The organism is Streptomyces sp. NPDC093252, assembly GCF_040683675.1.
Taxonomy (GTDB): domain Bacteria; phylum Actinomycetota; class Actinomycetes; order Streptomycetales; family Streptomycetaceae; genus Streptomyces.
On the sequence record NZ_JBFBEM010000001.1, the window covers coordinates 648,854 to 665,031 of the forward strand.

Sequence of the window (16,178 nt, forward strand, 5' to 3'; positions counted from 1 at the left end):
CCGGCGGGGCTCAGCCACCCAGGCAGCAGTCACCGCACTTCGCGCCGGCCGGGGCGCGGTAGTAGAGGCAGCAACTGCGGCGGCGGAACGCCAGGTCGGGCCCGGTGAAGCGGCCCGTCCCGGCGAGCGGTTCCCGGGCGAGCAGCTCCCCGGCGAGGGCGGTGAGCCCGGCCCGCCGTTCGGGGTGGGCGGCCAGCAGGGCGCGGGCGGCCTCGGCCAGCGCGGACCCGGAGTTGCCGTCCAGCAGCCGGGGCGCGACCTTGATGTCCAGTCCGGCGGCGAACGCCCGCAGCGGGGCTGCCACTTGGTCGCCGAGGGCGGCGACGGGGTCGGGCAGTTGGTCGGCGTACCAGCCGGAGGGCCGCGCCAGGCGCAGTCCGGGCCCGTCGTCGGCCCGCTGCACGGAGATGAGGTCGAGGACGATGCCGTGCAGCAGGGCGCAGGCCAGCGCCGGGGACCACAGCCGGGCGGCGTGACCGAGGTGGGCGATGGAGACGCCGACGCGAGGTTCCCCGGTCCGGTGGCGGTCGGCGACCGCGCGCGCCAGATCGGCGAAGCCCCGGTCGTAGGACTCCTGGACGGGGTGCCAGCCGGTGGCGGGACCTCCGGTGGGGAGGCGGAAGAACCTGCCGAGGACGGAGACACGGGCGAGGGCGCGGACGACGGTTTCGGCGGGGGCGGAGGCGGAGGGGGGCGGGTCGAAGACGGGGGCGGGGGTGTGCGGGGCCGGGCCGTAGGCAGGGGCGTGGGCACAGGGGGGCGAGCCGGAAGCAGAGGCGCAGGCGCAGGGGGTCGAGCCGGAAGCAGGTGCGCAGGCGCAAGGAGCCGGGCCGGAATCAGCGGCGTTCACTCCTCCCCCGCCTCCCCGGCGGACGCCGTCGCCCCGCGGCGCGGTGGGTGGAAGACGTACAGGTCCAGGATCGGTGGGAGCGGGGTGACTCCGGGCCCGCCGGAGCGGACCCAGGTGAGGATGTCCTCCGTGGCGTCGGGGTCGTTCACCAGGCCCAGCCACACCGGGCGGCCCCCCGCCGCACGGCCCTCGGCGGACGGCTGGACGACCACCACATTGGCCTGGTCGCACACATCGAGGCAGTCGGAGATCCGGACCGGGGCGCCGGAGCGCAACCGGGCGGTCTGGGCGGCGTGGTCGACGCCGGTCACCTTGGGGCTGCCGCAGCAGCAGTCGCGGCAGACGACGATCCGGCAGGGCGCCGGTCGCGCGGGGTCGGTGGTGCGGGACGGCCGCTCGGCCGGTGTCGTGGCCACGCCACGCCCTCCCTCTCTCCGGGGAGATCCGCCCCGGGGTTCGTCGAGGAGGCGACAGCGTCGGGTGTCTGGCTGCCGGAGCGGGCACCCGGCGGCGGGTGGGCCGGGGTGCGCGCTGCGGTCACAGTGGCGGGACCGCGCCGGATTCTCACCGGCTTCCCCGGACCGCCGTCGCCTGGTTCGCGATCATCATCGCATCCGGGCGGGCGGTGTCCCAGAGGGCCTCGGGGCGCGGGGCGGCCGGAAGGTGATTCCCGGGCGGTGGTGACGGCCGCGGTGCCGTGGCACACCGGCGCCCCGGCGCAGGGCGCGGCACCCCTGGAGCGGATGCCGCGCCGACCGGGGCGAGGGGTCTCAGATCCGTGCCGACCGGGTCGGCCAGAGGGTCCGGGCCGGGGGCGCAGTGGGGCCCAGTTCGCCGACGGCCACTCCGGTCAGGGTGGCTCCGCCGCCGGCCCGTACCGCCGCCACCACCGCCTGGTGCAGGGCGCGGCTGTGCTCCTCGGTCGGGCAGCGCACCGGGCTGCCGACCAGGGTGAACCAGTCGGAGGTCCCCGTGTACTGGACGGTCACGTCGACCTCGGTGCCGTCCCAGGTGGTGTGCACGGTGAGATCGCCCTGGACGACTCCCGACTCGTCGGTGTCCACACCGCCCCGGCCGCTGAAGACGCCGGGGGTGGTCCACGATGCCCAGGCCATGGCCTCAGCCTCCTTCTCGGTCGCCCCCTGCCCTCCAGTGTGCTCCCGATCGGCGGGTAAGAGGTGGATCTCACCTGTGGCCGTTACCCGGCGGGTACGGGGGCACGTGTCGCCGCCCCTTGCCCCGGAATGGACTAGTCCAATCCCGATGACCGGGGCCCGTTCCGGACAATCCACACCCACCGCCCCACATGCCCCGCACGTCACACACTCCCCATGAGTACCACGGTGACCAGCCACATCACCGAAACCGACAACCTCACCGTCCTCGCCCGCATCAGGACAACCGACCGCATCAGGACAACCCTCCGATGCACTCCTGACGCAGCCGTATCACCCCGCTTACGCTCGTGAGAGCCGCCCGGCGTACGTCCGCCGCACCTCGCTCCCGGTCGCGGTCAGGGCTCGGACCAGGAGGGGGAACCCCAGGTGACCACGCGAGTGCCCGTCGCCGGGGCGGATCCGTCCCGGTCGGCGCCCGGCCCGGCCGGGGACGAGCAGGAGGCCCGGCGGCCGGTGACCCGTACCGTCTCCGGGGTCTGTCACGGCACGCTGGGCGAGCTGTACCAGGGGCCGCTGGCGGCCGGGCCTGCGCCGGACATCGCGCTGGTGTCGTTCCCCGTCGACCGGCACTCCTGGGTGCACTTCACCCCGGACCCCGCCGCCCCGGACGGGCCGGTCGCACTCGGGGCGAAGGCCACCGCCGCGGCCGGGCTGTTCCTGGACCGGTTCGGGCTGGTCCTGCCGCGTGGCCGCTGGAGCGCCCACTCCGATCTGCGGGTCGGGGTGGGGATGGCGAGTTCGACCGCGGACATCGTGGCGACCCTGCGCTGTCTGTTCCGGCTCTTCGCCCTGCCCTACGACCTGGAGGCGGTGCTCGCGGTACTGGCCCGGATCGAGCGCGCCGACAGCGTGTTCCTGGACGAGTTCGCGCTCCATCTCAGCGCCCGGCACCGGGTGGTGCGCCGCCTCGGGACCGGACTCGGCTTCCACACCGCCTACATCACCGAGCCCGGCACCGTGGACACCGCCGCGGTCACCGAGCCGCTGCTCGCCCACTACCGGCGCCGGGGCGCCGCGTACGAGCGCTGTCTCGACGCTCTGCTGAAAGGGTTCTCCTCCGGTGATCCCGGGGCGGTGGCGCGGGCGGCGACCGCCAGTGCCGCGCTGTCCCAGGAGGTGCTGCCCAAGGGGTCCTTCGACGCCGTGCTCGCGCACCGGGAGCGGTTCGGCGCCGACGGGGTCTTCGTCGCCCACACCGGCTGTCTGATCGGCTATCTCTTCGCACACCGCCCCGGCCCCGACCTCAAGTCGGACCTGTCCGCGTTCTTCCACTCGCTCGGCCACCAGTGCTCATTCGCCCAAGGAGGCTACGGGTGATCCACCCCCACATCGCCGACGCCCTGAAGGTTCCCGACCTGGTACGGCTCACCGACGGCCTGGTGCTGATCCGGTTCGAGTCGATGAAGATCTACTCGGCGCTCGCCGCCGTCCGCCGCCTGCTGGAGCGGGGCACGATCCGCCCCGGCCAGACCCTCCTCGACAGCTCCAGCGGGATCTACGCGTACGCCCTGGCGCTGGCCTGCCACCGCTACGGACTGCACTGCCACATCGTCGCCTCCACCACCGTCGACACCACCACCCGCGCCCAGTTGGAGGTGCTCGGCGCCACCGTCGAACAGGTGCGGCCGTCCCGGAACCTGAAGCTGGACCAGGAGCTGAGGGTGCGGCGGGTGCGGGAGATCCTCGCCGCCCGGCCCGGCACCCACTGGATGCGCCAGTACCACGACGACGTCCACTACCTCGGCTACCAGGAGGTCGCCGACCGGATCCGCGCCGCCTTCCCGGACCGGCCGCTGAGCGTGGTCGGCGGGGTCGGCTCGGGGGCGTCCACCGGTGGGATCACGGAACGGCTGCGGGCCTTCGACCCGGCGGTGCGGCTGGTCGGCGTCCAGCCGTTCGGCAGTGTCACCTTCGGCAGCCAGGACCATCACGACCCGGAGGCGATCATCGCCGGGATCGGCTCGTCCATCGTCTTCGACAATGTCCGCCACCATCTCTACGACGCCCTGCACTGGCTGGACTTCACCCACGCCATGGCCGGGGCGGTCGCCCTGCTGCGCGACCACGCCGTGTTCGCGGGCCTGTCCACCGGCGCCGGGTATCTGGCCGCCGGGCACGAGGCGCGCCGCCACCCCGACCGGCTGCATCTGGTGATCGGCGCCGACACCGGGCACCGCTATGTGGAGCGGGTCTTCGCGCGGCACCGGGAGGCGCTGGCCCCGGCCGCGCTGAAACCCGTCGAGATCACGCACCCCGAGGAGCTGGCCATGCCGTGGTCCACCATGGCCTGGCAGCGCACCCCCTGCCCCGCCGCGTGGAAGGAGCGGGCGGCATGAGCGTCGTCCTGCTGGAGTCCCTCACCTTCGGACTCGGTCATCTGGTCCGCGCCGCCGACGCGCTCGGCGAGCGGCTGGTCCTGCTCACCCGGGACCCCGCCTACTACGCCTGGGAGCTGGAGCAACTGCCGCCCGGCGCGCTGGACGTGGTGGAGACCGACACCTTCGATGTGGAGGGCGTGGCCGGGCGGCTGCGCGCGGTGCCGGAGCTGCGCGGGCTGATCAGCTCCACCGACACCTGGATGCTGGTCGGTGCCGAACTCGCCGCCCGTTTCGCCCTCCCCGGCCTCGACCCGGACGTCCTGCGGCTGACCCGCGACAAGGCGGCCGTCCGCACGCTGCTGCACACGGCCGGGCTGTCCCGGGGCCGGGCGGTCACGGCGGACGCGGGGGACCTGCGGGAAGCGGTTCTCAAGGAGATCGGGCTGCCCGCCGTGCTCAAGGACTCGGCGGGCACCGGCAGCCAGAACGTGTGGCTGGTGCGGGACGAGGCCGAACTGGACACCGCGCTCGCCGCGTCGGCCGGGGCGGCGGAGCGGCGGGCGCTGAAGGGGCGGATCTTCGCGGAGCCGTACGTCGGCGGGCCGGTCTACAGCGCCGAGACCCTCACCTGGGCGGGCCGGACCCGGCTGCTCGGGGTGTCCAGCCGGCTGATGTCGCCGGAGCCGTACTTCCGGGAGGAGATCACGGCGTTCCCGGTGGCGTTCCCCGAGGCACGGCGGACGGCGCTGGAGGGGTGGCTCGACGCGCTGCTGGCCGCCGTCGGCTACACCGACCGGTTCGCGCATGTGGAGTTCGTGCTGACCGACGACGGGCCGGAGCTGGTGGAGATCAACCCCCGCATCGGCGGCGCCCTGGTCGGCGAGGGGCTGTGCCGGGCGCTGGGGGTCAATGTGTACGAGGCGATGGTCGAGGCCGCGCTCGGCCGGCGCCCCGGGCTGATGGACGCCGACCCGCCCGGCGGTCCCGCGGTCGCGTTCGTGCTGGGCTATCCGGCGGCGCCCGGGGTGTTCACGGGGGTCGCGGGGCTGGAGCGGCTGGCGGCGCTGCCGGGGGCTCCCGCCTGGTACCCGGTGAAGGCGGTCGGCGACCCGGTCGAGCACCTCGCGGACAGCCGGGGCTACGCCGGGATCGTGTACGCGGAGGCGGAGACGGCGGAACTGGCCACCCACCGGGCGGTGGCCGCCGCGAACGGGGTACGGGTGCTGACGGAGGCGTTCCCGGGTCCGGGTTCCGGATCCGGTCCGGGTCAAGGTCAAGGTCCGGGTGCGGGTGCGGGTGCGGGTCCGGGTCTGGGTTCCGGTCCAGGTCCGGGTTCCGGCCCCGGCTCCGGTCTGGGTTCCGGCCCCGGTTCGGGTCAAGGCCCCGGTTCCGGTCCGGGTCAAGGTCCAGGTCCAGGTGCGGGTCCGGGTCTGGGTTCCGGCCCCGGCTCCGGTCCGGGTTCCGGCCCCGGTTCGGGTCAGGGCCCCGGCCCCGGCTCCGGTCCGGGTCAAGGTCCAGGTCCGGGTTCCCGTCCCGGTTCCGGTCCGGGTCCCGGTCAAGGTCCCGGTTCCGGTCAAGGTCCGGGTCCAAGTCCCGGTCCAGGCACCGCTCCCAGTTCCGGGCCCAGTTCCGGGCCCGGTTCCCGGGTGGCCGGCGGATGAGTGCGGTGGTTCCGGGTGGGCGGTGGCTCGCCGCCCTCTCCGGGCCCCTGCGTTTCCTCCTGCTCAGCTCGTTCCTGATCCCGCTCGGCAGTTTCATGGTGCTGCCGTTCATGTCGGTGTTCCTGCACGAGCGGCTGGGGATGGGGCTCGGCACGGTCGGGGTGGTGCTCGCGGCGGCGGCGCTGGTGCAGTTCTCCGGCGGGATCGCGGGCGGGGCGCTGGCCGACCGGATCGGGCTGCGCCGCACGATGCTGTGGGCGCTGGTGATCCGCACGGCCGGGTTCCTCGGCATGCTGGCGGCGCTGCGCTGGCCGCCGCTGGCGGTCCCGGCGCTCATCCTGACCTGCTGCGGGGCGGCGCTGTATCTGCCCGCCAACAAGGCGTATCTGGTGCACGGGGTGGCCGAGGAGCGCCGACCGGCGTTCCTGTCGGCGGGCAACGCGGCACTCAACGCCGGGATGGCGGTCGGTCCGCTGGTCGCCGGGCCGTTCGTGCTGTCGGCGCCGGGCGGGCTGTTCGTCGCGGTGACCGCGCTGTTCGCGCTGGTCACCCTCGGGCACACGCGGCTCCCCGCGGTCGGCGAGGGGCGGCCGGGCGGGGTGCCGGGCGGGCTCCTGACCGGGATCGCGGCCCTCCCCTTCGCCGCCAACGTCCTCGCCTTCTACCTCTACTTCCACTTCCAGCACTTCCTGGCGGTGTACGCGGTCGAGCGGGCGTCGACCGAGTTCTACAGCCTGGTGCTGCTGCTGTGCTTCGCCCTGGTGATCGTCGTCCAGCCGCTCGCGTCGGACCTGATCCGCCGGATGCCGTACGCGCTCGCCCTCGCGGTCGGGTTCGCCGGGCTGGCGGGCGGGCTCGCGGTGCTGGCGGTCGGCAGCCGTCCGGCGCTGCTGGCGGGCGGGGCACTGATCACGCTGGGCGACATCGTGCTGTTCCTCAAGAACGACCTGGAGGCGCTGGCCCGCAGCCCACGCTCCGACGCGGTGGTCTTCGGCCAGCAGCGGCTGGCGGCCGGGCTCGGCGCGGGCGCGAGCGGGGTGGTCGGCGGCCAGCTCTACGGACTCGGCGAACAGGCCGGGAACCCTGGCGCGTTCTGGCTGCTGGCCGCCGCCCAGTGCCTGCTGCTGCCCCCGCTCCTGCTGACCCTGCGCCGCCGCCCCCGGCCCACCGGGGCGATCCCCACCCCCACCAAGGGGACCCGGGCCCCCGCCACGGCCCAGGAGGCCCAGACCCCCTCCCCCACCAAGGGGACCCGGACCCAGGAGACCCGGACCCAGGAGATCCAGGCCCAGGAGACCCGGGCCCAGGGGACCGAGTCCCCCACCCCCACCAAGGAGACCGAACCCTCATGACCCGGACCGGCGGCTTCCAGGACGACGACTTCTGGTCGGAGTTCCATGACTTCCTCTTCTCCGAACAGCGCCGCACCCAGGCCGCCGAACTCGTCGCGGACTCCCCGCTGCTGGCCTTCCCGCCCGGCTCGCGCGTCCTGGACCTGTGCTGCGGTGCCGGGGTGTTCACCGTGCCGCTGGCCCTGGCCGGTCACGCCGTGACCGGGGTGGACCGCAGCGCGCCCCTGCTGGACCGGGCCCGCGCGCGGGCGGCGGAGGCGGGCGCCGAGGTCACCCATGTCCGTGCCGACGCCCGCGCGTACTCCGCGCCCGGCGCCTTCGACGTCGTCCTCAATCTGTTCACCTCGTTCGGCTACTTCGAGGACCCGGCGGACAACGCGCGGGTGCTGCGCACCCTGTACGACTGCCTGGTGCCGGGCGGCACGCTGGTGCTGGACCTCGCGGGCAAGGAACTGCTGGCCCGCCGGGTGACGCCGCCGAAGGTGGTGCGGCGCGGGGAGGATCTGATGGTGCAGACGGACACCGTGCTGGACGACTGGGCGCGGCTGCGCAGCGACTGGGTGCTGGTGCGGGGCGAGCGGGTGACGCGGGCGACCCTGGTGTGGTTCGTGTACAGCGCGGTGGAGCTGCGGCGGCTGGCCGAGGAGGCCGGGTTCGGCCGGGTGGAGATCTTCGGCGGCTTCGACGGCCGCCCTTACGACGAGGAGGCGGAGCGGCTGGTGCTGCGGGCGGTCCGCGAGGCGTAAGGGGTCCGGTGGGGCGCGGGGTGTGACATGCCCGACCTTTGACCAGGGCCGGACGGAACGTAGGATCACGAGGTCAACACCGCGACGGGAATCAGGAAGCCGGTGCGAGTCCGGCACGGTCCCGCCACTGTGACCGGGGAGTGCACCCTTCGGCATGCCACTGCGCGCGGCGCGGGAAGGCGGGGGGAGAACGTCGATCCGGGAGTCAGGACACTGGCCTGTCGCGGGCCCGTTCCGAGGAGCGCGGACTCCCCAGGAGGCTTCACCGTGTACGACGGCCCGTTCCGTCCCCCGCTGTCCACCCCTGCCCGTATGCCTGCCCGTATGCCCGCCCGGGTCGCGGCGCTCGCCCTGTCGGCGGTGCTGCTCGCCACCGGCTGCGGCGCCTCCGGCGAGCAGGCCACCGATCCGAAACCGTCCGGCACCTCGGCCGCTTCGGCCGCCGGTTTCCCCCTCACCGTCGAGAACTGCGGGGTGACGACGACCTACGACGCGCCGCCCGAGCGGGTCGTCACCATCCACCAGCACCCGGCGGAACTGCTGCTCGCGCTGGGCCTGAAGGACCGGATGGCCGGCACCGCGTTCCCCGACTCGGCGGTGCTGCCCGAACTGCGGGCCGACTTCGAGGCGATCCCGGAACTGGCCGAGAAGGAACCGTCGTTCGAGACGGTCCTGGAGGCCGAACCCGACCTGGTCTACGGCGGCTACGGCAGCGCCTTCGCCGACAACGAGGGCCGCTCCCGGAAGGCGTTCACCGACGCGGGCATCGACACCTACCTCAACCGCGAGTACTGCGCCGAGAACCAGTCGGTGACCATGAAGGACACCTACGACGAGATCCGCACCGTCGGCGACATCTTCGGGGTGCCGGAGCGGGCGGACGACCTGATAGCCGAGCTGGAGGGCCGGGTGGCGAAGGCGACCGCGGCCGTGCGGGGCGCGGATCCGGTGCCGGTGTTCGTGTACGACAGCGGCGACAAGTCGGCGTTCACGGCGGGCGGCAAGGGGCTGGGCAGCGAGCTGATCCGGCTGGCGGGCGGCGAGAACGTCTTCGCCGACCTGGACGAGGTCTTCGGGGACGTCTCCTGGGAGCAGGTCGTCGAGCGCAGGCCCGAGGTCATCGCGATCTACGACTACGCCGGGGCCGGGAGCGTCGAGCGGAAGAAGGAGTTCCTGCTGGCGCAGCCCGCCCTCGCGGACGTACCGGCCATCAAGAACCGGCGCTTCACGGTGCTGCCGCTGACCGCCGCCCTGGTCGGCATCCGGTCGGCGTACGCGGTCGAGGACCTGGCGCCCGCGCTGCACCCGGAGCGCTTCGAGTGACGGTGCCCGTCGCCGACCGGGCCGGGGCGACGGGGCGGCGGCTGACCCTCGCCGGGACGCTGCTCGCCCTCACCCTGCTCCTGCTGGTCTCCCTGACGGCGGGGCTGGCGATCGGCTCGGTGCGGGTCCCGCCGGGGCAGGTGTGGGGGATCGTCACCCACGCGCTGGGCGCGGGCTGGGTCGAGCCGGACTGGTCCGGGGCCCGGGAGACCATCGTGCTGGACGTGCGGGCGCCGCGGGTGCTGCTGGGCGCGGTGGTCGGCGCGGGGCTCGCGGTGGTGGGAACGGCGATGCAGGCCCTGCTGCGCAATCCGCTGGCCGAGCCCTATCTCCTCGGGGTGTCCTCGGGGGCGTCGCTGGGGGCGGTCATGGTGATCGTGTTCGGACTGACCGTGCTGGGGCCGGTGTCGCTGTCGGGGGCGGCCTTCGCGGGCGCCCTGGGGTCACTGCTGCTGGTGTACGCCACCGCCCGCACCGGCGGCCGGATCACCTCCGTACGGCTGGTGCTGGCCGGGGTGGCCATCGCGGCGGTGCTCACCGCGGCGATGAATCTGCTGCTGCTCACCGCCGACCGGGGCAACCAGGCGCGCGAGGTGCTGGCCTGGACGCTGGGCGGGCTCGGCGGGGTCAACTGGAACACGCTGTGGCTGCCGTCCGCCGCGCTGGGCCTGGGGATCGCGGTGCTGCTGGCGCAGGCCAGGAATCTGAATCTGCTGCTGGCGGGTGAGGAGGCGGCGACCACGATGGGGCTGGACGTGGCCCGGTTCCGGGCCCGGATGTTCGTGCTGCTGTCGCTGGTCACCGGGGTGCTGGTGGCAGCGGCCGGGCCGATCGGCTTCGTCGGCCTGATGCTGCCGCACGCGGTGCGGCTGCTGGTGGGCGGCGACCACCGCCGGGTGCTGCCCACGGCCGCGCTGGGCGGGGCGGTGTTCCTGGTCTGGGCCGATGTGGCGGCCCGGACGGTGGCCGCGCCGCTGGAGATCCCGGTCGGGGTACTCACGGCGCTGTGCGGCGGACCGTTCTTCCTGTGGCTGATGCGCCGGGACGCCCGGCGCGGTACGGATCGAGGAGGGGCATGAGCCCGGCCGAACTCGTCGTGGACACGGTCACGCTCAGCGCGGGCGCCCGGCGGCTGGTGGAGGAGGTGTCGCTGCGCGCCGGGCAGGGCGAGGTGATCGGCCTGGTCGGCCCGAACGGCAGCGGCAAGTCCAGTCTGCTGCGGGCCGTGTACCGGGTGCTGCGCCCGGCCTCGGGCACGGTCCGGGTGGACGGGGCGGACGCCTGGACGCTGCCGGTGCGGCGGCTGGCCCGGACGGTGGCGGCGGTGGTGCAGGAGGCGGGCGCCGACTTCGATCTGACGGTGCGTGAGGTGGTCGCGATGGGCCGCACCCCGCACAAACGCCTCCTGGACGGCGACACCGGGGACGATCTGCGCCTGATCGCCGACGCGCTCGACACCGTGGACGCCGCCGCGCTCGCCGACCGGCCCTTCGACCAGCTCTCCGGCGGTGAGCGGCAGCGGGTGCTGATCGCCCGCGCGCTCGCCCAGCAGCCGGCGCTGCTGGTGCTGGACGAGCCGACCAACCATCTCGACATCCGCCACCAGCTCGCCGTCCTCGCCGCGCTGCGGGACCTGCCCGCCACGGTCCTGGTCGCCCTGCACGACCTCAACCTGGCCGCGTACTACTGCGACCGCCTCTACGTCCTCCACGAGGGCCGCGTCACGGCCTCCGGCCCACCCACCGAGGTCCTCACCCCCCACCTCCTGGCCAAGGTGTACGGCGTACAAACCGAGGTAACCATCCACCCCCGAACCAATTCCCCCCAGGTGACCTTCCTACCGACAACATGAACCCACCCCCCAACCATGGGCCCGGCAACCTGCACACCTGAGAGGGCCCGGCAACCTGCGCACCTGAGGGGCGCGGGGAACTGCGCGAAGAGCGACCCCAACCCGCACCCACCCACTCCACCCAGCCACCCCCCACCCAGGGGCGCGGGGAACTGCGCAAAACCCCCACAACCCGCACCTACCCACCCACCCGGAGCCCCCCTACCCGGTAAAAGAATCCCCCCACCACTCCGGCCCATCCTCCAAGTACCGCAACAAAATCCCCTCCCGCAGCGCCCACGGGCACACCGCGAGCGTCTTCAGCCCGCTGAGCTTCATCGCCGTGTGCCCCACGATCGCCCCGGCCAGACTCTGCCGCGCCCGCGGAGCCGAGATCCCGGGCAGTTCCCCACGTTCACCGGCGGGCAGCGCCCCCAGCCGGTCGATGGCGGAGCGCAACGCACCGCGGGCCACCTCCCGCTGGACGAACGGACCGTGGCGCCCCGGCGCGGCCCCGCACAGCCGGGCCAGTTGCTGGAAGGTCCGTGAGGTGCCGACGGCGGTGTGCGGATGCTCCCAGCGGATCCGTGCCCCGGCGTCGCGCAGTTGGTGGCGCACCTCGCGGCGCAGGGCGAGGATGTCGGCCGGGGCGGGCGGGTCGGTGTGGGCGAGGAAGTCGTCGGTGAGCCGTCGCGCGCCGAGCGGCAGGGAGATCGCGAAGTCCGGCGTGCGGCCCCGGCCGAAGGCCACTTCGAGGGTGCCGCCGCCGATGTCGAACAGGGCCAGCGGCCCGGCCCGCCAGCCCATCCAGCGCCGGACGGCGAGGAAGGTCAGCTCGGCCTCCAGTTCGCCGGGCAGGACGCGCAGACCGACCTCGGCGCGGTCCCGGACGGCGGCGAGCACCTCGGCGCGGTCGGGGGCGTTGCGGACGACGGCGGTGGCGAAGGCCAGCGGGCGCGGGGCGCCCCAGCGGGCGGCGGTCCGGGCGGCCCTGGCCACGGACTGCACGAGCTGTTCGGTGGCCGCCTCCCCGAGCGCCCCGCCCGTCCCGACCTGTTCGGACAGGCGCAGCTTCCATTTCGCGGTGTGCACGGGGAGCGGTACCCCGTCCTTGGTGTCCGCGACGACCAGCCGCACGGTGTTCGAACCCGCGTCAATCACACTCAGCCTCATCGGCGTTGCGTACCCGGAGCGGCTGCGGTGATGCGTGCACCTGTGCGGTTTTGACGCGCTCTGCCCGGAACCGGCCCGGGGCGGGGCCGGTTCCGGGCGGGTGTCAGGCGTCGCAGGTGACCTCGTCACGGGGCGTGTAGCGGGTGTTGAAGGTCTCCCGCTTGACCTCCTGGCCGCCGTTCTTGAAGACCCGGTCGACGGCGACATCGAACCCTTCGAGCGGGGTCTGCGGGACGCACTGGTCGGCGGCGCCCTCGCGGGTGCCGGGCTCGACCACGTTGGTGCGGGGGCCGGTGACCGACTCGACCTCGTCGTACTTCTTGGTGCCGTAGAAGCTGACGGTGATGGAGGTGTTGGTGGCCTTGGCGTCGATGTACAGCGCGTTGCCGGAGTCGTTGCGGAACTTCAGGTCGAGGCTGCCCCAGGCGACGGTGGCCTCGCGGCCCTCGGGGTAGCGCTCGATGTAGAAGGAGTGGGCCCCGTACTCGACCGGGTCGACGCCGGCGAAGAAGACGGCGTTGAAGACGGTGGTGGCGACGGCGGAGACACCGCCGCCCGCGGCCCGCTCGAACCGGTCGTTGTTGATGATGATGCCCTCGACGAAGCCGTTGGCCTCGGTGCGCTCGCCGACCGTGCCGTTCATGCTCCAGGTGTCGCCGGGCAGGACGACCGATCCGTCGATCAGCTCGGCGGCGCGGCCGATGTTGGTGATGCGGTACGCCTCGGGCTCGAAGTTGACGGTGAAGGTGGACATCTGCTCCTTGATGCCCAGCTCGTCGAGGTTGTCGGCGGACAGCTCGGGCTCGACCTCCTTGACGGCGACGGCGCCGGTGCGGGCGGTGGAGCCGGACTTGGTGAGCAGCGGCTGTACGGCGTCCTTGAGGGCCTGGGCGGTGACCTCCTGGCCGGACTGGCCGCCGGAGGCCACGACGACCCGGCCGCCCTCCAGGCGCAGCTTGGCGTTCTCGGGCTTGTCGGTGGCCTGGGCGAGGCCGCTGGCGACCGCGGGGTCGGCGAGGAGTCCGGCGCCGTCGAGGGTGGGGACGAGCTTGTTCGCCTTGTCGGGCTTCACGCTGAGGTGCTCGCCGAGCACGGCCGGGGTGATCTCGACGCGTCCGGCGCCGGTGGTGAGGGTGACGGGGCCGGACATCGCGGGTTCGGCGAACTCGTTGAGGAGCCGGTCGACCTCGGCCGTGCCGACCTTGGGGTCGGTGGTGTCCACGGGGAGCCGGACGGGTTCGGCGACGGCGCCGGGGGTGACGGAGGAGAGGGGGCCGACGGCGTCGTCCACATTGAGCCGGCGGCCGGTGACCGGCTCGACCTGGGTGGTCTCGCCCTGCTCGAAGCCGACGGAGCCTTCGCGGGCCTTGCGGTCGTGCTTCTTCGCCAGGTCGGTGAGGGCGGCGCGGGTCTTGTCCCGGTCGACGGCGACGACGGGTTCGACATCGCGGTCGGCGCTGGTGAAGAGGCGGCCGATCACGGTGAACGGGTCGTTGCCCGAGCGGGCGGCCTCGGTGACGGTCTCCTCGCTGTTCAGGGTGAGACCGGCGGTGCGGGCGTCGACGGTCGCGGACTCGTCGCCGACCCGCACGGGTATCGGCTCGGCCCACTGCTCCGCGAGGCCCTTCTCCAGCGCCGCGCGCGCCTCGGCGCGGTTCATTCCGCCGATGTCGACGCCGCTCACCCGGACCCCGTCCGGGACGTCGTCACCGGCGGTGAGCAGGCCCACGAGGTAGAGCCCGCCGAAGCCGACCCCGGCCGCCGCTCCCGTGACGAGCGCGGCCCGGCCTATTCGGCGGCGGGCGGCCCGTGAGGCGTCGGCGGTGCCGTCGGTGTCGGCGGGCTGGCCGGCGGGGGCTGAGCGAAGCACGGGCTCTCCTCGTCTGTGGCGGTCACGGCGGCGGGTGGTCGGGGGTCGCCGTCGCGGCGCCCGGCCCTCTCCGGAGAGACGGCCGGGCGCGGGTGATGATATGAGAATCTATGTGGTGATTCCGTAAGCTCCCTCACCGGCCCCCTGGAAACCGGCCACCGCACCGGTCACCTGGGGCCTCCTGGGACACGTCCCCCACCGGTCCCCGCCTGGGACTTCTGGGACACCGCGCGCCCCGTGCCGCGGCGGCACCCGGCGGCACCTCGCGGTTTCCGGGGCCGGTCTCCGCGGCCCCGCGTCGGCCTCCGGCAGCCCCCGGCGACATCGGGCCGGTCTCCGTCGCCCCCACGGCGCTCCCTGCCACCTCACCGGTCCCCCGGTCACCGGTCACGGGCCGCCGTGCCGACGCCGTCGGCAGCACTGGAGCCGCTGGAACTGCGGGCACCACCGGCCCCGTCGGCCCCCTCGGCACCCCCGCCCGCCCCGTCGCCCCGGCCGGAGGCCCCCGTGCCGCCCAGTCCCGCCCGTACGACCGTCAGGAACTCCTCGTCGCTGAGGCCCAGCTCCCGGGCCTGGCCGATCAGGGCGCGCACGCCCTCGGTGAGCCGGGCCCGGCCCGGGGCGTCGGGCGCCGCGGTGATCACCGCCCCGCGCCCCCGGCGCAGCTCGATCAGGGACTCGTCGCGCAGCCGCTGGTAGCCGCGCAGGACGGTGTGGACATTGACCCCCAGCGACTCGGCGACCTCGCGGGCGGGCGGCAGCCGCTCCCCCGGGACCGCCGTGCCGTCGGCGATGGCCCCGCGCACACAGGCGGCGATCTGCTCGCCCAGCGGCACCGGCGAGCCGGGCCGTACCCGGAACAGCATCCCTAGTCACGCTCCCCGGCACGTCCTCCGGCACGCCGCTCGACCAGCGCGTTGAGCAGCGCGGCGGCGGTGGCCGGGTCGTCGACGGTGACGACGTACTCGCGTCCGGCGGTGGTGCGGACCGCGAGCGCGTCCCCGGAGCGCAGGACCACTCCGCGCCGGTCCGGCCGTATCCGGTAGCCCCAGCCGCCGAAGTCGCCGACGGCGTCGACACGGACGGACGCGGCGCCGGTGATCCCGGTGAGGGGGACGGTGAGGCGGGGCCGGGGCAGCAGGGTGGAGGCGACCGTGACGCCTCTGCGGTCGACGGTGACCCGGATCGCGGCGAAGGCGGCGCAGGCCAGGCCCAGGACGATCAGTGCGGCGCCCAGCGGCCAGGGCCCGAGCAGCAGCGCGAGGGGACCGCCGAGCGCGACGGCGAGGGCGGGGAGGAGCAGCGGGCGGGACAGGACCGTACGGCTCCAGGCCGCCGTCTCCCCGTCGGCCAGCGGCAGCGGGGGGACCGGCGCGGCGGGGGCGCGGTCCGGTCCGGCGTCGACCAGCCGCCAGGCGACGGCGGCGGTGGTGAGGCCCGCGAGGAGGAGCACGGCCAGGTGCCACAGGGGCAGCCGGGCGGCGGCCGGGTCGGGGGCGTCCAGGTTGACCAGGACGGTGACGACCAGCGGATAGCCGAGGGTGACGGCCGTACCGGCGCCGATGGCCGCGGTCAGCCGGGCCTTCGCGCCGCTGTCGGCGGCTGCGGTGAGCACGGTGAAGAGCACGCCCAGCGCGATGAGCAGACCGCCGCCGGACCAGAGGGCGGCGGTGCGGCTCATGAAGCCGTCGGCGCCGCCGCGGCCGGAGAAGTGGGTGGCGAGTTCGCCGGGCAGCCGGTCGTACCCGGCGAGGAACACCCCGAGGTAGGCGGCGGTGGCCAGGCCGAAGGGGACGGCGGGCAGGGCCGCGGGGCGGCGGAGGGTGGCGGTCATGGGACTCCCGTCCTGGTGAGGGCGGTGTGCGGGTCGCGTTTC

The 16,178-nt window shown here is 74.3% G+C and carries 13 protein-coding genes, 2 pseudogenes and 2 riboswitches; of the genes and pseudogenes, 8 read left to right on the forward strand and 7 right to left on the reverse strand.

Annotated elements, in window-relative coordinates:
- Positions 1–10: 10 nt before the first annotated feature.
- From AB0O01_RS02640 to AB0O01_RS02650, 3 genes are all read right to left on the reverse strand, one after another.
- On the reverse strand, positions 11–850 hold the full coding sequence (locus AB0O01_RS02640) for a (2Fe-2S)-binding protein (protein ID WP_365310231.1): 840 nt from the start codon (positions 848–850) through the stop codon (positions 11–13).
- Positions 847–1,266 (reverse strand): (2Fe-2S) ferredoxin domain-containing protein, encoded by a 420-nt coding sequence (locus AB0O01_RS02645; protein ID WP_365310233.1) that lies wholly within the window; start codon positions 1,264–1,266, stop codon positions 847–849. Before AB0O01_RS02645 ends, AB0O01_RS02640 begins: the two co-directional genes overlap by 4 nt.
- Positions 1,267–1,328: 62 nt before the next feature.
- Positions 1,329–1,428, reverse strand: a riboswitch (cobalamin riboswitch).
- A gap of 192 nt (positions 1,429–1,620) precedes the next feature.
- Positions 1,621–1,965 carry a hypothetical protein gene (locus tag AB0O01_RS02650; protein WP_365310235.1) on the reverse strand — a complete coding sequence of 115 codons (345 nt, stop codon included), beginning with the start codon at positions 1,963–1,965 and terminating at the stop codon, positions 1,621–1,623.
- Positions 1,966–2,394: 429 nt separating this feature from the next.
- Here AB0O01_RS02650 and AB0O01_RS02655 point away from each other — a divergent pair, with 429 nt between their 5' ends.
- From AB0O01_RS02655 to AB0O01_RS02690, 8 genes and pseudogenes are all read left to right on the forward strand, one after another.
- Complete coding sequence (locus tag AB0O01_RS02655; protein ID WP_365310238.1) at positions 2,395–3,345, forward strand: hypothetical protein; 951 nt, start codon at positions 2,395–2,397, stop codon at positions 3,343–3,345.
- The gene (locus AB0O01_RS02660) at positions 3,342–4,364 is read left to right on the forward strand and encodes a cysteine synthase family protein (RefSeq protein ID WP_365310240.1); all 1,023 of its coding nucleotides are present in this window, start codon (positions 3,342–3,344) and stop codon (positions 4,362–4,364) included. Before AB0O01_RS02655 ends, AB0O01_RS02660 begins: the two co-directional genes overlap by 4 nt.
- Positions 4,361–5,578 (forward strand): annotated as a pseudogene (locus AB0O01_RS02665) (ATP-grasp domain-containing protein); the annotation flags it as partial. The gene AB0O01_RS02660 and the pseudogene AB0O01_RS02665, both read left to right, overlap by 4 nt.
- Before the next feature lie 425 nt (positions 5,579–6,003).
- Complete coding sequence (locus AB0O01_RS02670; RefSeq protein ID WP_365310242.1) at positions 6,004–7,359, forward strand: MFS transporter; 1,356 nt, start codon at positions 6,004–6,006, stop codon at positions 7,357–7,359.
- Complete coding sequence (locus tag AB0O01_RS02675; RefSeq protein WP_365310244.1) at positions 7,356–8,105, forward strand: class I SAM-dependent methyltransferase; 750 nt, start codon at positions 7,356–7,358, stop codon at positions 8,103–8,105. The genes AB0O01_RS02670 and AB0O01_RS02675 overlap by 4 nt, the downstream gene beginning before the upstream one ends.
- An 89-nt stretch (positions 8,106–8,194) precedes the next feature.
- Positions 8,195–8,321: riboswitch (cobalamin riboswitch) on the forward strand.
- Between the two features lie 96 nt (positions 8,322–8,417).
- Complete coding sequence (locus AB0O01_RS02680) at positions 8,418–9,428, forward strand: ABC transporter substrate-binding protein (protein WP_365310246.1); 1,011 nt, start codon at positions 8,418–8,420, stop codon at positions 9,426–9,428.
- A gap of 2 nt (positions 9,429–9,430) precedes the next feature.
- Positions 9,431–10,507, forward strand: a complete 1,077-nt coding sequence (locus AB0O01_RS02685; RefSeq protein ID WP_365310487.1) for an iron ABC transporter permease — start codon at positions 9,431–9,433, stop codon at positions 10,505–10,507.
- Positions 10,504–11,280: an ABC transporter ATP-binding protein gene (locus AB0O01_RS02690; RefSeq protein ID WP_365310248.1), complete on the forward strand. Its 777-nt coding sequence runs from the start codon at positions 10,504–10,506 to the stop codon at positions 11,278–11,280. Before AB0O01_RS02685 ends, AB0O01_RS02690 begins: the two co-directional genes overlap by 4 nt.
- Positions 11,281–11,481: 201 nt before the next feature.
- Here AB0O01_RS02690 and AB0O01_RS02695 read toward each other — a convergent pair whose 3' ends face one another.
- The 4 genes and pseudogenes from AB0O01_RS02695 to AB0O01_RS02710 all read right to left on the reverse strand — a co-directional run bounded on the left by AB0O01_RS02695 (position 11,482) and on the right by AB0O01_RS02710 (position 16,136).
- Positions 11,482–12,432 carry a Ppx/GppA family phosphatase gene (locus AB0O01_RS02695; RefSeq protein WP_365310250.1) on the reverse strand — a complete coding sequence of 317 codons (951 nt, stop codon included), beginning with the start codon at positions 12,430–12,432 and terminating at the stop codon, positions 11,482–11,484.
- 103 nt (positions 12,433–12,535) lie between these two features.
- Positions 12,536–14,224 (reverse strand): VanW family protein, encoded by a 1,689-nt coding sequence (locus AB0O01_RS02700; protein ID WP_365310489.1) that lies wholly within the window; start codon positions 14,222–14,224, stop codon positions 12,536–12,538.
- A gap of 587 nt (positions 14,225–14,811) precedes the next feature.
- A pseudogene (locus AB0O01_RS02705) lies at positions 14,812–15,168 on the reverse strand (GntR family transcriptional regulator); the annotation flags it as partial.
- Between the two features lie 2 nt (positions 15,169–15,170).
- On the reverse strand, positions 15,171–16,136 hold the full coding sequence (locus AB0O01_RS02710) for a DUF1648 domain-containing protein (RefSeq protein WP_365310252.1): 966 nt from the start codon (positions 16,134–16,136) through the stop codon (positions 15,171–15,173).
- Positions 16,137–16,178 lie beyond the last annotated feature (42 nt).

Excerpts from the sequence above, each read along its gene's own strand:
- AB0O01_RS02695 (WP_365310250.1), bottom strand. The coding sequence starts at position 12,432 with ATGAGGCTGAGTGTGATTGACGCGGGTTCGAACACCGTGCGGCTGGTC.
- AB0O01_RS02650 (WP_365310235.1), bottom strand. The coding sequence starts at position 1,965 with ATGGCCTGGGCATCGTGGACCACCCCCGGCGTCTTCAGCGGCCGGGGC.
- AB0O01_RS02670 (WP_365310242.1), top strand. The coding sequence starts at position 6,004 with ATGAGTGCGGTGGTTCCGGGTGGGCGGTGGCTCGCCGCCCTCTCCGGG.
- AB0O01_RS02675 (WP_365310244.1), top strand. The coding sequence starts at position 7,356 with ATGACCCGGACCGGCGGCTTCCAGGACGACGACTTCTGGTCGGAGTTC.
- AB0O01_RS02710 (WP_365310252.1), bottom strand. The coding sequence starts at position 16,136 with ATGACCGCCACCCTCCGCCGCCCCGCGGCCCTGCCCGCCGTCCCCTTC.
- AB0O01_RS02690 (WP_365310248.1), top strand. The coding sequence starts at position 10,504 with ATGAGCCCGGCCGAACTCGTCGTGGACACGGTCACGCTCAGCGCGGGC.
- AB0O01_RS02680 (WP_365310246.1), top strand. The coding sequence starts at position 8,418 with ATGCCTGCCCGTATGCCCGCCCGGGTCGCGGCGCTCGCCCTGTCGGCG.